Source organism: Pseudoxanthomonas sp. PXM02, assembly GCF_014851805.1.
Taxonomy (GTDB): domain Bacteria; phylum Pseudomonadota; class Gammaproteobacteria; order Xanthomonadales; family Xanthomonadaceae; genus Pseudoxanthomonas_A.
Genome location: NZ_JACVAK010000002.1, coordinates 210,569 through 224,381, shown reverse-complemented (window position 1 = coordinate 224,381; position 13,813 = coordinate 210,569). Strand labels below are relative to the sequence as shown.

At 67.9% G+C, this 13,813-nt stretch carries 12 protein-coding genes; 8 read left to right on the top strand and 4 right to left on the bottom strand.

Going from position 1 to position 13,813, the window contains the following annotated elements; all coding sequences use genetic code 11:
* Positions 1 to 42: 42 nt before the first annotated feature.
* Positions 43 to 516, top strand: coding sequence for a MarR family transcriptional regulator (locus IB225_RS09750; protein ID WP_192311071.1), 474 nt, complete (start codon positions 43 to 45; stop codon positions 514 to 516).
* Positions 517 to 605: 89 nt separating this feature from the next.
* On the opposite strand, the gene IB225_RS09745 is transcribed toward IB225_RS09750, so the two are convergent.
* Positions 606 to 2,108 carry an oligopeptide:H+ symporter gene (locus tag IB225_RS09745; RefSeq protein WP_192311070.1) on the bottom strand — a complete coding sequence of 501 codons (1,503 nt, stop codon included), beginning with the start codon at positions 2,106 to 2,108 and terminating at the stop codon, positions 606 to 608.
* A 194-nt stretch (positions 2,109 to 2,302) separates the two neighbouring features.
* Positions 2,303 to 3,163, bottom strand: a complete 861-nt coding sequence (locus IB225_RS09740) for a tryptophan 2,3-dioxygenase family protein (RefSeq protein WP_192311069.1) — start codon at positions 3,161 to 3,163, stop codon at positions 2,303 to 2,305.
* A 209-nt stretch (positions 3,164 to 3,372) separates the two neighbouring features.
* Between IB225_RS09740 and IB225_RS09735 the strand changes: the two genes are divergently transcribed.
* The 7 genes from IB225_RS09735 to IB225_RS09705 all read left to right on the top strand — a co-directional run bounded on the left by IB225_RS09735 (position 3,373) and on the right by IB225_RS09705 (position 11,574).
* Positions 3,373 to 6,618, top strand: a complete 3,246-nt coding sequence (locus tag IB225_RS09735) for a lamin tail domain-containing protein (RefSeq protein ID WP_192311068.1) — start codon at positions 3,373 to 3,375, stop codon at positions 6,616 to 6,618.
* A gap of 287 nt (positions 6,619 to 6,905) precedes the next feature.
* A complete protein-coding gene (pdhA, locus tag IB225_RS09730; protein WP_192311067.1) occupies positions 6,906 to 7,991 on the top strand; it encodes a pyruvate dehydrogenase (acetyl-transferring) E1 component subunit alpha in 1,086 nt (361 codons plus the stop codon).
* A gap of 8 nt (positions 7,992 to 7,999) precedes the next feature.
* Complete coding sequence (locus IB225_RS09725; protein WP_192311851.1) at positions 8,000 to 9,031, top strand: alpha-ketoacid dehydrogenase subunit beta; 1,032 nt, start codon at positions 8,000 to 8,002, stop codon at positions 9,029 to 9,031.
* Positions 9,031 to 9,399 (top strand): SH3 domain-containing protein, encoded by a 369-nt coding sequence (locus IB225_RS09720; RefSeq protein WP_192311066.1) that lies wholly within the window; start codon positions 9,031 to 9,033, stop codon positions 9,397 to 9,399. Before IB225_RS09725 ends, IB225_RS09720 begins: the two co-directional genes overlap by 1 nt.
* The gene (locus IB225_RS09715) at positions 9,396 to 10,772 is read left to right on the top strand and encodes a dihydrolipoamide acetyltransferase family protein (RefSeq protein WP_192311065.1); all 1,377 of its coding nucleotides are present in this window, start codon (positions 9,396 to 9,398) and stop codon (positions 10,770 to 10,772) included. The genes IB225_RS09720 and IB225_RS09715 overlap by 4 nt, the downstream gene beginning before the upstream one ends.
* Positions 10,769 to 11,140, top strand: a complete 372-nt coding sequence (locus IB225_RS09710; RefSeq protein WP_345776605.1) for a VOC family protein — start codon at positions 10,769 to 10,771, stop codon at positions 11,138 to 11,140. The genes IB225_RS09715 and IB225_RS09710 overlap by 4 nt, the downstream gene beginning before the upstream one ends.
* A 47-nt stretch (positions 11,141 to 11,187) precedes the next feature.
* Positions 11,188 to 11,574 carry a VOC family protein gene (locus IB225_RS09705; protein WP_192311064.1) on the top strand — a complete coding sequence of 129 codons (387 nt, stop codon included), beginning with the start codon at positions 11,188 to 11,190 and terminating at the stop codon, positions 11,572 to 11,574.
* A 6-nt stretch (positions 11,575 to 11,580) separates the two neighbouring features.
* Here IB225_RS09705 and IB225_RS09700 read toward each other — a convergent pair whose 3' ends face one another.
* On the bottom strand, positions 11,581 to 12,015 hold the full coding sequence (locus IB225_RS09700; protein WP_192311063.1) for a BLUF domain-containing protein: 435 nt from the start codon (positions 12,013 to 12,015) through the stop codon (positions 11,581 to 11,583).
* A 75-nt stretch (positions 12,016 to 12,090) separates the two neighbouring features.
* The gene (locus tag IB225_RS09695; RefSeq protein WP_192311849.1) at positions 12,091 to 13,698 is read right to left on the bottom strand and encodes a M28 family metallopeptidase; all 1,608 of its coding nucleotides are present in this window, start codon (positions 13,696 to 13,698) and stop codon (positions 12,091 to 12,093) included.
* Between the last annotated feature and the right edge of the window lie 115 nt (positions 13,699 to 13,813).

Genomic DNA, 13,813 nt, shown 5'->3' with positions numbered 1-13,813 from the left:
TTTATAGTTTCAGCTGAAACCAACCACAAGTAGCAGCGCAGCATGAGCCAGCCAGCCAGCCCCGCCACCCACGCCGATTTCGACCTCGACCGCCTGTTTTCCTACCGGTTGAGCGTGCTGTCCAACCGTATCAGCAGCGCGATTTCCCGCGAATACCACCGCCGTTTCGGCCTGGCCATCACCGAATGGCGGGTCATGGCGGTCCTGGGCCGCTTCCCCGGCCTGTCCGCCGGCGAGGTCGCCAACCGCACCGCCATGGACAAGGTAGCGGTCAGCCGGGCGGTCGCCCGCCTGCTGGAACGGGCGCTGATCCAGCGCGAGATCCACGGCGACGACCGCCGCCGCTCGGTGCTGGCGCTGACCGACGAGGGCTTCCGGGTCTACGACGAGGTCGCCCCGATGGTCATCGAGTACCACCAGCGCATGCTGGAGCCGCTGACCGATGAGGAGCGCACGATGCTGGACCAGCTGATCGACAAGCTGGCCGGGGAAGGCGTCAAGCGCATCGAAGGCTGACGCCTTCCGATCCCGGAAACGAAGAACGGCGGCCAATGGCCGCCGTTCTTTTTTCCTGCCGACCCGGTGGAAGCCGGGCCGCCAGTGCGTCACTTCACGCCGTGCATCAGGCGATTGACCAGCGGGGCGATCAGGAACAGCAGCACGCCCGAGCCAACCAGCGCCCAGAAACCGAAGGTGTAGCCCGAGTGCGCGGACTGCACCGTCATGCCACCCGTGCCGCTGACGTGTCCGGCGAAGATGCCGGCCAGGTTGTTGCCGATCGCGATCGACAGGAACCAGCAGCCCATCGCCATGCCGGCCAGACGCGCCGGCGCCAGCTTGGTCGTCATCGACAGGCCGATCGGCGACAGGCAGAGCTCACCGACGGACTGGATGACGTAGACCATGAACAGCGTCCAGAACGGGATCTTGCCGTTGCCGTCGACCATGCTGTTCAACGCGATCATCAGCAGCAGGAACGCCAGGCCGTTGAAGATCAGGCCCAGGCCGAACTTGCGCGGGATCGACGGATTGTTCTTGCCCATCCGCACCCACATCCACGCCATGACCGGCGCCAGGGTGATGATGGCGATCGAGTTCACCGACTGGAACCACTCCAGCGGGAACACCCAGTCACCGAAGTCGCGGTTGACGATCTGGTCGGCGAGGAAGGTGAACGAGCTGCCGGCCTGTTCGAAGAACATCCAGAACAGCACGTTGAACACGAAGATGATCAGCATCGCGACGACCATGTCGCGCGCGACCTTGCCATTGCGGGCGCCTTCGATCAGCAGCATCACCGCCGGCACCACGAACAGCGCCATCAGGATGGCCTGCAGTGCGCTGGCGTCGATGGTCAGCAGGAAGTAGAACAGCGGGATGCCGACCACCAGGCCGAGCACCGCGACCAGGCCGACACGACCGAGTCCTTCCTGACCAGGCGCCGGCAGGCCGATGCCCTTGAGCTGGCTGCGACCGACCCAGAACCAGATCAGGCTGGCGATCATGCCGATGCCTGCCGAGATGAAGACCCACTGGTAATGCGGGTCTTCGTTGGTGCCGAAGATCTTGCGTGCCAGCCAGCCGGTGATCACCGGGGCGATCATCGCGCCGATGTTGATGCCCATGTAGAAGATGGTGAAGCCGGCATCGCGGCGTGCATCGCCCTGCAGGTACAGCTTGCCCACCATCGTCGAGATGATCGGCTTGAACAGGCCGTTGCCGACGATGATCGTGGCCAGGCCCAGCTTGAACAGCGGCTCGGTCGGCGAGGCCAGCAGGAACAGGCCCAGTGCCATGAACACCGCGCCCAGCAGGATCGAACGCTGGAAGCCGATCAGCTTGTCGGCGACATAACCGCCGAAGATCGCGCCGGCGTACACCAGCGCCAGGTAGGCACCATACATCTCACTGGCGGGCTTCTGGCCCGTCGCGTCGCCGCCGTGGAACTGCGCCACGATGTACAGCACCATCGCCCAGCGGATGCCGTAGAACGCGAAGCGCTCCCAGAATTCGGACATGAAGAGCATCCACAGCGGACGCGGATGACCCAGGACTTGCTTGAATTCCGGTATCCGTTCCGGCGTTGGTGACTCGACGGCTCCGCTCATGCGGGCTCCCCCTAGAAAGTAGTTCAGGATTTCGGTTTCCCGTGCAACCAGCACGGGACGCGCGAGGATCACCGACGGGGCCGGGGGCCGTCAAATCGCTGAAACATCGGCACGGTAACGGCCGTTTGGCCTGTTCAGCGAGTCAATCCGCTGATTTCAAAAGGGATTTTGGCCGGTTTCGCCCCCCTTCGCGGTCAGCGACCGGGGCCGATCGAGGTGCGTACGTCGAACAGTTCCGGGAAGAACGTCAGCTCCAGCGCCTGCCGCAGGAAGCCCACGCCGCTGGAACCGCCGGTACCGCGCTTGAAACCGATGATGCGCATCACCGTGCGCATGTGGCGGAAGCGCCACAGCTGGAACTGGCTTTCCAGGTCCACCAGGTCCTCGCACAGCGAGTATTCGCGCCAGTAGCGGTCGGTGTCTTCGTAGATCGCCTCGAACACCGGCAGCAGCGCGGCGTCGGCGGCATGCGACTGCCGCCAGTCGCGCTGCAGGTGCTGCGCCGGGATCGCGTGGTTCCAGCGCGCGAGGTACATCAGGAACTCGTCGTACAGGCTGGGCGCGTCCAGCACGGCTTCCAGGCCGGCATGGCCTTCCGGGTCGTGCGAGAACACCTTCAGCATCGCGGCATTCTTGTTGCCCAGCAGGAACTCGATGGTGCGGTACTGCAGCGACTGGAAGCCCGACGACGGACCCAGCAGGTCGCGGAAGCCCATGTACTCGGACGGCGTCAGCGTCTCCAGCACCGACCATTGCTCGGTCAGCTGGCGCAGCACCTGCTTGGCGCGCGCCAGCACCTTGCGGCACTGCCAGACCTGGTCGCGCTGCAGGAAGCCCGTGGCCGCGCGCAACTCGTGGATCATCAGCTTCATCCACAGCTCCGAGACCTGGTGCTGCACGATGAACAGCATCTCATCGTGGTGCGGCGGGTCCGACACCGGGTGCTGCGCCGACAGCAGGCGGTCCAGCTGCAGGTAGCCGCCATAGCTCAGGCGGCCCGACAGGTCGGTGTGGATGCCGGCTTCCAGCGGGCGTTCGTTCTTCTCTACGGTCATCCGTCGGTCAACCGGTGCGCCACGGGGGCAGCGGGGGCGCCAGCGTAACCGATGGCGGCCGGCGCCCCGGACAAGCCCAACAGAATCCGGCACTTATGTCATGCCGATGAAATGCGTGTACCCCAGGCTTTGGTTACATTGCGTCGGCCGGGGGTGGTATCGCCTCCGACGGGGGGCGGCGTCCATTCCACTGAGGGAGAACCCGTTACATGGAAATGCCACGGGGCCGCGTTGCGGCCGTGCTTGCGTCTTTCGCCTTGCTCTTCGCCGCCACGTCGGCGCAGGCGCAGGTGGTCATCAGCCAGGTCTACGGCGGCGGCGGCAACAGCGGCGCCACGCTGAAGAACGACTTCATCGAACTGCGCAACAACGGACCCACCGCGGTCGACCTGACCGGCTGGAGCGTCCAGTACGCTTCCTCCACCGGCACCACCTGGGGCGGACGCACCAACCTCAGCGGCAGCATTCCGGCGGGCGGCTTCTACCTGATCCAGCAGGCGCAGGGCGCCGGCGGCACGGTTGACCTGCCCACGCCGGACGCCGTCGGCACCATCGCCATGGCGGGTACCGCCGGCAAGGTCGCGTTGAGCCGCAGCACCACGGCACTCACCGGCGCCTGCCCGCTCACCGATGCGAACGTGGCCGACTTCGTCGGTTTCGGCAGCGCGGCCAACTGCTTCGAAGGCAGCGCGCCGACCGGCACGCTCAGCAACACCACCGCCGCGCTGCGTGGCGGCGACGGCAGCATCGACACCAACAACAACGGCGCCGACTTCGCGGTCGGCACGCCGAATCCGCGCAACAGCGGCGCCGAGCCGCCGGAACCGCCCGATCCGCCGCTGGCACTGACCATCGCGCAGATCCAGGGCAGCGGCCTGCTGTCGCCGCACAACGGCAAGCGCGTGGTGACCGAGGGCATCGTCACCGCCATCAAGTTCAACAACGGCTTCTTCCTGCAGGCCGCCAACGATGACGGCGACCCGGCCACGTCCGAGGCCGTGTTCGTGTTCACCAGCAGCGCGCCGCCCGCGACCGCTGCGGTCGGTACCCGCGTGCGCGTGACCGGCACGGTCGAGGAATACACGCCGTCGTCGAATCCGCACCAGCTGGCGATCACCGAGATCGTGACCCCGACGGTCGAGGTGCTGGAAACCGGCGTCGCCCTGCCCGCGGCGATCGAGCTGACCGCCGCCGAGCTGGGCCCGGACGCCCTGCCCGGTACGCTGGAGCGGTTCGAAGGCATGCGCGTTAGCGTCGCGCAGGCCGTTGCCATCGCGCCGTCCGGCGGCAGCCTCAACGAAGCCAATGCCACCTCCAGCAGCGATGGCGTGTTCCACGTCGCCCTGCCCGGCGTGGCGCGTCCGTTCCGTGAGCCCGGCATCGCCGTGATGGACGCCATCACCCTGCCGGCCGGCAAGAACCCGCCGCGCTTCGACACCAACCAGGAACGCCTGATGGTGCGCAGCCGTGGTCAGGTGGGCGCGGTTCCGTTGTCGGTAGACACCGGTGCCGACGTCGCCGGCCTGATCGGCGTGCTCGATTACTTCGCCGGCACCTGGGCGCTGCTGCCGGACGTGGCCACGCCGCCGACCGTCACCGGCGGCCGTCTGCCGGAAGCCGTCAACGACGCGAGCTACGACGAAGTCACCATCGGCAGCTTCAACCTGTTGCGCCTGTTCGACGAGGTCAACGACAGCAACGGCGCGGTGACGCTGACGGCGGAAGCGTTGGACAAGCGCCTGTCGAAAGCGGCACTGGCGATCTGCGACTACCTGAAGGCCCCGGACATCGTGGGCGCGGTGGAAGTGGAGAACCTGCGCGTGCTGCAGCTGCTGTCCGAGCGCATCGACGCCACCTGCGCCGCGCGCCCGGGCTACGTGCCGTACCTGCAATCCGGTAACGACGTGGGCGGCATCAACGTCGGCTTCCTGGTCAGCTCGCGCCAGATCGCCGGCGGTGCGGCCCGCGTAGAAGTGCTGGATGTCGCGCAGTTCGGCAAGGAAACCACCATCGCCAACCCGAACGGCACCACCAGCCTGCTCAACGACCGTCCGCCGCTGCGCCTGCGTGCCCGCGTGCACCAGGATGCGACGTCGAGCTATCCGCTGACGGTGATCGTCAACCACCTGCGTTCGCTCAACGACATCAACGATACCCTGCCGGGCAGCAGCGGATGGGCCACCGGCGGCGAGCGCGTACGGGTCAAGCGCGGTGCGCAGGCGGTCTACCTGGCGCAGCTGGTGCAGGAGATGCAGCAGGCGAACCCGGACGAGAAGATCGTGCTGGTCGGCGACTTCAACGCGTTCGAGTTCAACGACGGCTACGTCGACGTGCTGGGCATCATCAAGGGCGAAGCGGCGGCGGAAGACCAGGTACTGACGTACATGGCCAGTCCGTTGGCCACGCCACTGGTCGATGGCTCGCAGCTGATCGCCGATCCCGCGCAGCGCTACTCGTATTCGTTCGAGGGCAACGCGCAGACGCTGGACCACGTGCTGGTCAACGAAGCGCTGGTGATGGACGCGATGCTGCGCGTGGACCACGCACGCATCAACGCGGACTTCGGCGTGGATAACTTCGGCGACGCCTCGCTGGCCGTGCGTTCGTCCGACCACGATCCGGTGCGCCTGACCATCCGCGTCCCGTCGTTCGCCCGCGCCGACCTGTCGGCGACCGTGTCGGCCGACCGCGCCACCGCCAACGTCGGCGAGACCGTGCGCTACACCGCGACGGTCCGCAACGCCGGCCCGGGCGCGGCTTCGCCGGCGGCGTTCGCCTTCGTGTTCTCGGCCGAGCTGTCGCCGTCGCTAACGACGCTGCCTGCTGGCTGGAACTGCGCGGCACCGGAAGTCACCGCGGGCACCACCCGCGTGGCCTGCACCGTGCCGTCGCTGGCGGTCGGCAGCGAAGCGACGTTCGCGATCGACGCGGTCGTCCCGGCCAGTGCCAGCGGCACCACGCTGGGCCTGGGCGTGTCGGCCAACTCCACCGTGCTCGACCCGGCCAACGGCGACAACGCCGCGTCGGTCTCCGTGGCCGTGGCCGCCCTGCCGACCCGCAAGGCCGACCTGTCGGTGAAGCTGGCCGGCGGTGCGCTGCCGCTGCTGCGCAACACCATCGCCACCCTGCTGGTGCCGGTCCGCAACGCCGGTCCGGACACCGCCGAGCAGGTCAAGGTGGTGCTGTCGAGCAACGTGGACGCCCGCTACGCGGCGGTCGCCGCGCCGAGCGGCTGGTCCTGCACCCGCGTGCAGGACACGACCGACGGCTCGAAGGCCGAATGCACCCGTCGCGGCGCCATGCCGAAGAGCGTGCAGACGCTGGCCTTCGCGATGGTCGTGCCCGGCAAGCCGAAGCGCGGCACGTCGTTCGAGTTCGAGGCGACCGTCAGCAGCGACACGCCGGACCCGAACACGGATAACAACCACGACCGCCTGGTCCAGCGCATCCGCTGAACTTTCGCGACATCGTGGGGTCGACAGGGGCGCGGGCAACCGCGCCCCTTGTCGTTCCGGAGGCGCCGTTCGCGCATGATGGGACGCACGACACGTCCAGCCCACCCCGAGCGGCAGGCGGACTGACACCGAACGACACGCGGCAACCGCCTGTTTCCGCACCGTTTTCGCCCGACGACGCGCGCCATGCGCCCTCGTCTTGCTGCAATGCACGACGGCAGTCAGGGACGCAGTCCCTAAAATTACATTTGAAACCAATTCCGCCGGCTGACGAGAACACCGTCCAGATGACCACCGCCGCAAGCTTCGAGATCGAATACCTCCAGTACCTGGGCCCCGACGGCACCCTGGTGCGCGATGACCTGCCCGAGGCCGGGCGCGACGTCGCCCGCCTGCGCGAGCTGTTCAAGCAGATGCTGTTCGTCCGCACCTTCGACACCAAGGCGATCGCCCTGCAGCGCACCGGCAAGCTGGGCACCTACGCCAGCTGCCTGGGTCACGAGGCCACCCACGTCGGCATCGGCGCCTCGATGCGCACCGGCGACGTCTACGCGCCCAGCTACCGCGAGTACGGCGCCATGTTCATGCGCGGGGTGAAGCCGCGCGACGTGCTGATGTACTGGGGCGGCGACGAGCGCGGCAGCGACTACGACCGCGCCAGCGATGCGCGCAACGACTTCCCGTTCTGCGTGCCGATCTCGACCCAGTGCCTGCATGCGGCCGGCGCGGCGCTCTCGTTCAAGCTGCGCAAGCAGTCGCACATCGCGGTGAGCACCTGCGGCGACGGCGGTTCGTCGAAGACCGACTTCTACGCCGCGCTGAATTCCGCCGGTGCCTATGAACTGCCGCTGGTGCTGGGCGTCATCAACAACGGTTGGGCGATCTCGGTGCCGCGCAGCGCGCAGACCGGTGCGCAGACACTGGCGCAGAAGGGCCTGGCCGGCGGTCTCCACTGCCTGCAGGTTGACGGCAACGATCTGATCGCCGTGCTGGAAGGCATGCGCCGCGCCAGCGAACGCGCACGCAAGGGCCAGGGCGGCACGGTGATCGAATTCGTCACCTACCGCCTGTCCGACCACACCACCGCCGACGACGCCCGCCGCTACCGCGACGACGCCGAAGTGAAGGCCGGCTGGGAGCGCGAGCCGATGACCCGCCTGCGCACCTGGCTGACCGCACAGGGCGCCTGGAGCGAAGCCGACGAAGCCGCGTGGAAGGAAGAATGCGGCGCCCTGGTCGACGAAGAGGTCAACGCCTACCTCAACACTCCGGTGCAGCCGGTCGAGGCGATGTTCGACTACCTGTATGCCGATCCGCCGCCGGAACTGCTGCAGCAACGTGCCGCTGCGATCGCTGCGGAGGGCCGCGCATGAGCGCCGTGATGGAGAACAAGACCGTGGCGAAGACACAGAACGCCGAGACCGTGGCGACCCCGACCGCGATCACCCTGATCGAAGCCATCACCCAGGCGCTGGCCTGGGAGATCGCGCACGACGAATCCGTGCTGGTGCTCGGCGAGGACGTCGGAGTGAACGGCGGCGTGTTCCGCGCCACCGCCGGCCTGCAGCAGAAGTTCGGTCCGGAGCGCGTACTCGACACGCCGCTGGACGAGACCACCATCGCCGGCCTGACCATCGGCCTGGCCGCGCAGGGCATGAAGCCGGTCGCCGAAGCGCAGTTCGACGGCTTCGTCTATCCGATGGTCGACCACATCATCTGCCATGCCGCGCGCCTGCGTACCCGCACGCGCGGCCGCCTGCACTGTCCGATGGTGCTACGCGTACCGTGGGGCGGCGGTATCCGCGCGCCGGAACACCACAGCGAAGCCAACGAGGCGATCTTCACCAACGTGCCCGGCCTGCGCGTGGTGATGCCGTCGTCGCCGCAGCGCGCCTATGGCCTGCTGCTGGCCGCGATCCGCGATCCGGACCCGGTCATCTACATGGAGCCCAAGCGCATCTACCGCCAGTACAAGGAAGTGGTCGCCGACGACGGCGAAGCGCTGCCGCTGGACGTGTGCTTCGTGCTGCGCGACGGCACCGACGTGACCCTGGTGACCTGGGGCGCGCAGGTGAAGGAAGCGCTGGAAGCCGCCGACAAACTGGCTGGTGAAGGCATCAGCGCGGAAGTCATCGACGTCGCCACGCTGCGCCCGCTCGACTTCGACACCATCGCCGAGTCGGTGGCCAAGACCGGCCGCTGCGTGATCGTGCACGAAGCGCCGCGCACCGCCGGCTTCGGCGCCGAGATCGCCGCGCGCCTGGCCGAACACTCGATGTACGACCTGCTGGTCCCCGTCGAGCGCGTCACCGGCTACGACACGCACATCCCGCTGTTCCGCCTGGAAATGAAGTACCTGCCCAGCGTCGACAAGATCGTCGCGGCGGCGAAGCGGGCGATGGCGGCCGGCTGATGCACGCGCGCGCCATTCGCGACTACCGCACGCAGTACGCGAACCCGATCCGGTTCGCGTGCGGCGACGTGGTCGCGCTGGGCGCACGCGACACCGAGTGGCCGGCGTTCGCCTGGACCACCACCGCCGACGGCAACGCCGGCTGGGCGCCGGTGGACTGGCTGCAACCGCAGGATGGTGGCCACGCCATCGCCCTACGCGACTATTCCGCGCGGGAACTCGACGTGCAGGCCGGCGACACCGTCGCCCTGCTGCACGAACTGGGCGACTGGTGGTGGTGCACGCATGCGGACGGCCGCAGCGGCTGGCTGCCGGCGCGCGACCTGGACCTGATCAACGAAACGACTTCCGAAGAGACATCCGAATGAGCGAGAGCAAGACCTTCCACCTTCCCGACCTGGGCGAAGGCCTCCCGGACGCGACCATCGTCGAATGGTTCGTCAAGGAAGGCGACGTGATCCGGCTGGACGAGCCGCTGGTGTCGATGGAAACGGCGAAGGCCGTCGTCGAAGTGCCCTCGCCGGTGTCGGGCAAGGTCACGAAGCTGGCCGGCGCCGCCGGCGATGTCGTCGTCACCGGCAGCATGCTGGCGGTATTCGAACCCGATGCCAGCCTGCCGCAGCGCGCCGAAGGCCAGGACACCGGCCACCACCATGGTCCGCCCAAGACGACCGCTTCTGTGGGAGCGACGTCAGTCGCGAGTCCCGCCGCCGAGACAGCGCCCGTCGCGACCGATGTCGCTTCCGCTGATGCCGACGCCGGCACCGTCGTCGGCGCGATGCAGTCCTCCAATGCGATCCACACTGAGCAGGCGGTCGCCGTCGGCGGCGTCAAGGCGATGCCGGCCGTGCGCGCGATGGCGAAGAAGCTGGGTGTGGACCTGGCGCGCGTGCGCGCCACCGGTGCCGACGGCGCGGTGACGATGCAGGACGTGAAGCAGGCCGCTGCCGATGGCTCTGCGCGTGGAGGCAGCGTCGCGACGCCGGCCGTGCGCAGCGTCGCCGCTCCCGCGCCCGCGCCCGCGCCGATCGCGACCGCCCAGCGCACCACGCTGTCCGCCAGCGGCAAGCCGATGCGCACGCAGCCGCCGGACGTCTCCGTTAGCGGCCAGCCCGAACAGCTCAAGGGTGTGCGCCGGAACATGGCGCGCGTGATGGCCGACGCCCATGCCAAGGTCGTGCCAACCACCTTGAGCGACGATGCCGACATCCATGCCTGGACGCCGGGCAACGATGTCACCGGTCGGCTGGTGCGCGCCATCGTGCGCGCCTGCAAGGCGGTGCCGGCGATGAATGCGTGGTTCGACGGCGAGAAGCTGACTCGCACGCTGCATCCGCATGTGGACATCGGCATCGCCGTGGATACCGATGACGGCCTGTTCGTGCCGGCGCTGCGCAACGCCGACCTGTTGGAAGCCGGTGGCGTGCGCGAGAGCATCAACCGCCTGCGCACGCAGGTGGAAGACCGCAGCATCCCGCCGTCGGAACTGACCGGCTACACGATCTCGCTGTCGAACTTCGGCATGTTCGCCGGCCGCTACGCCACGCCGGTCGTGGTGCCGCCGTGCGTGGCCATCGTCGCTGCCGGCCGTGCGCGCCACCAGGTCACGCCGGTGATGGGCGGCTTCGAATCGCACAAGATCATTCCGCTGTCGGTGACGTTCGACCACCGTGCCTGCACGGGCGGCGAAGCCGCGCGCTTCCTCAAGGCCCTGATCGACGACCTGGCCCTGCCGGCGTGACCTTCCGCCGGCTGACGCCGATGCTGCGGACGCCGGACCTGCCCGGCACGCTCGCGTTCTACCGCGACGTGCTGGGCTTCGACATCGCCTCCGGGGCGCTGGAACATGGCTGGCTGGCGCTGCATCGGGACAGCGCCGAACTGATGCTGTCCGGACTGAACGACCACGAGGGCGACACCGCACCGGGATTCACCGGCTCGCTGTACCTGGAAGTGGCCGATGTCGACGCACTGTGGGACACCGTGCGCGACCGCGCCCGCATCTGCTACACACCCGAGACCTTCGCGTACGGCATGCGCGAGTTCGCCGTCTACGACAACAACGGCTACCTGCTGCAGTTCGGCACCCCGGTCGCGGACGACACCTGACCGCGAACAGTGGCAGGATGGCGCCGTCCTCCACCCGGGAATCCGCCATGGCCCATCGCAGCCGTCTCGCCGGTTTCATCATCGACAGCCAGGTGGATGACCTGCCTGCCGCGTCCGCGTTCTGGGGCGCCGCCCTCGGACTGAAGGTCACCGACCCCGACGACGGGGGCCTGGGCATCTACGACAAGTTCGAGCCCGGTCCGGGCGGGCTGCACATCGAAGTGCAGAAGGTGAAGCACGAAGCGCGCGTGCACCTGGATATCGAAACCGACGATATCGAAGCCGAAGTCGCACGGCTGGAAGCGCTGGGCGCGAAACGCGTGCAGCACGTACGCAACCGCTGGTGGGTGATGGAAGCGCCCACCGGCCACCGCTTCTGCGTGGTACCGATGAACGAAGACAGCGCACGCGCCAAGCCGAACCGCTGGCCCTGATCCGCGTCAGCGCGAGAGCACCGCTTCCTCTTTCCAGAACGCCAGCAGGCGCGACAGGCCACGCGAGGTCGAGGATTCGTCCTCTACCCATGGCCGCTCGCGCTGCCACTGGGCCTGGCTCAGTTGCTGCACCACGCCCTGCGGCGCATCGGCGAAGCCCATGTGCCAGCGCTGGAAACGGCGTGCGTCCACCCTGCCCTGCTCCAGGATCTCCAGCCGGTGGTGCTGGCTGGCACGGGTGATCCGCGCATAGATCTGCTCCACGTCGGCACGCGTGCCTTCGAGGTACTGCACGAACTGCTGGTTGCCATAGATCAGCGCGCCGGTGACGTTGGCAAGTTCGTTGTTGATGCGCGCGTCCAGCAGCAGCATGTCGAGATCGGACGCTTCCAATGGACGCGTCGCCTGGCTCTGATAGACCAGCGCATGAAGAGGAGCCACAGGCATTCCGATGCTGCGATAAGAGAAGCGGCAGCATAGCGCGCGCACGGCCGTGAACGGCGTGCGCCAGCGCCACTATTCGCGTTCAGTCTCGCTGCGTTCGCGCGTGGCCTTGAACTCGGACCCATTCAGCCAGCGGGGCCACGCATCACTGTCGGCGATCTCCCGGCCGAGGGCGTACAGCAGTTCGGCGTCCTGCGCCTGGCCCGTCGCATTCCACGTGTCCGTCCAGGCATCGCAGGGTTGGTGGTAGCACTTGGCGAAGTACGCATCGCGCAGCGCCTTGCCGCTGGCGACGCCACCATCGACGCGATCGAGTCCGGCGCCGACGGTGATCGCCGGCACGCCTGCCCGCGCGAACGCGAAATGATCGGCGCGGTAAAAGAAGCCGGCCTCAAGGTTGGGGTCGGGCGAATAGGTGCGGCCATGCGCCTCCGCCACGCGTTTCAGATCGCCTTCCAGCGATACGCGCCCGTTGCCCCACGAGGCAATGTCGCGGTTGGGACCATCGGGGCTGAGCATCTCGATGTTGAGCACGGCCGCCGTCTTCTCCAGTGGCGCCACGGGATTGGCCGCGTAGTAGGTCGCGCCCTGCAATCCCTTTTCCTCGGCCGTCAGCGCCATGAACAGCAGCGTGCGCTGCGGCCGCGGGCCGGCGGCGAAGACGCGCGCCAGTTCGATCACGGCCGCCACGCCGGTCGCGTTGTCGACCGCGCCATGGCGGATGCCATCGCCCTGTGCATCCGGTGTGCCGATGCCATACGCATCCCAGTGCGCGGAATAGATGACGGTCTCGTCCGGCCGCTTGCTCCCCTCGATTCGCCCGATGACATTGCGGGTCACCACCTGGTCGCGCTTGACCGCGAACGCGGCCGACAGGGTGGCATCGCCCAGTGCCACCGGTGCAAAGGCCCCGATTTGCGCGCGCTTCTTCTCCGCTTCGAAATCCAGGCCGGCACGCTGGAACAGCGACACCGCCAGGTCGCGTTGCATCCAGCCGCGCAGCAGCGTGTGGTACTTCGCCGCGTCCGCACGCGGAATATCGAACACCGGCGACAGTCCGGACGCACGTACCGTGGCCCAGCCGTAGGCGGCCGGTGCGGTCTCGTGGACGATCAGCACGCCCGCCGCGCCTTGGCGCGCGAGCTCTTCGTACTTGTAGGTCCAGCGACCGTAGTAGGTCACCGCGCGACCGTCGAACGAGCCGGGTTGTGACGTCTCGTAGTCCGGATCGTTGATCAGCACCACCGCGACCTTGCCTGTCAGATCGACACCCTTGTAGTCGTCCCAGCCGCGCTCCGGCGCCGCGATGCCGTAGCCGACGAACACCAGCGGCGCATCCACGACGCTGACGCGATCCACCGGACTCAGGCTCTGCAGGACCACGTCGTCACCATTGGCGAGCGCCTGCTCCGTACCGCCGATCTCCAGCGTCGCGGTCACCGGGCCATCAACCTGCGCACGCACCAGCGGCACCGCCTGCGTCCATCCGCCCTGCTCGCCCCCAGGCTGGACGCCGGCCTTCTTCAGCGCATCGACGATGTAGGCGATGGTCTTCTCTTCGCCCGGCGTCGCCGGTGCCCGACCTTCGAATTCGTCCGATGCGAGCACGCGGACGTGGCGCGACAGGTTGTCGGCGCTGATGCCGCCGCCGGGAATGTCGGCGGCGAAAGCGGGCGTCATGCCAAGCGACAACAACAGCAACGGAAGCGAGCGTTTCATGGGAGTCCCGATCGGATACGACAGACGTCGCGAGTCTAAAGGATGGGTGCGGGAGCGACGTCAGCGGCCTGCGCGT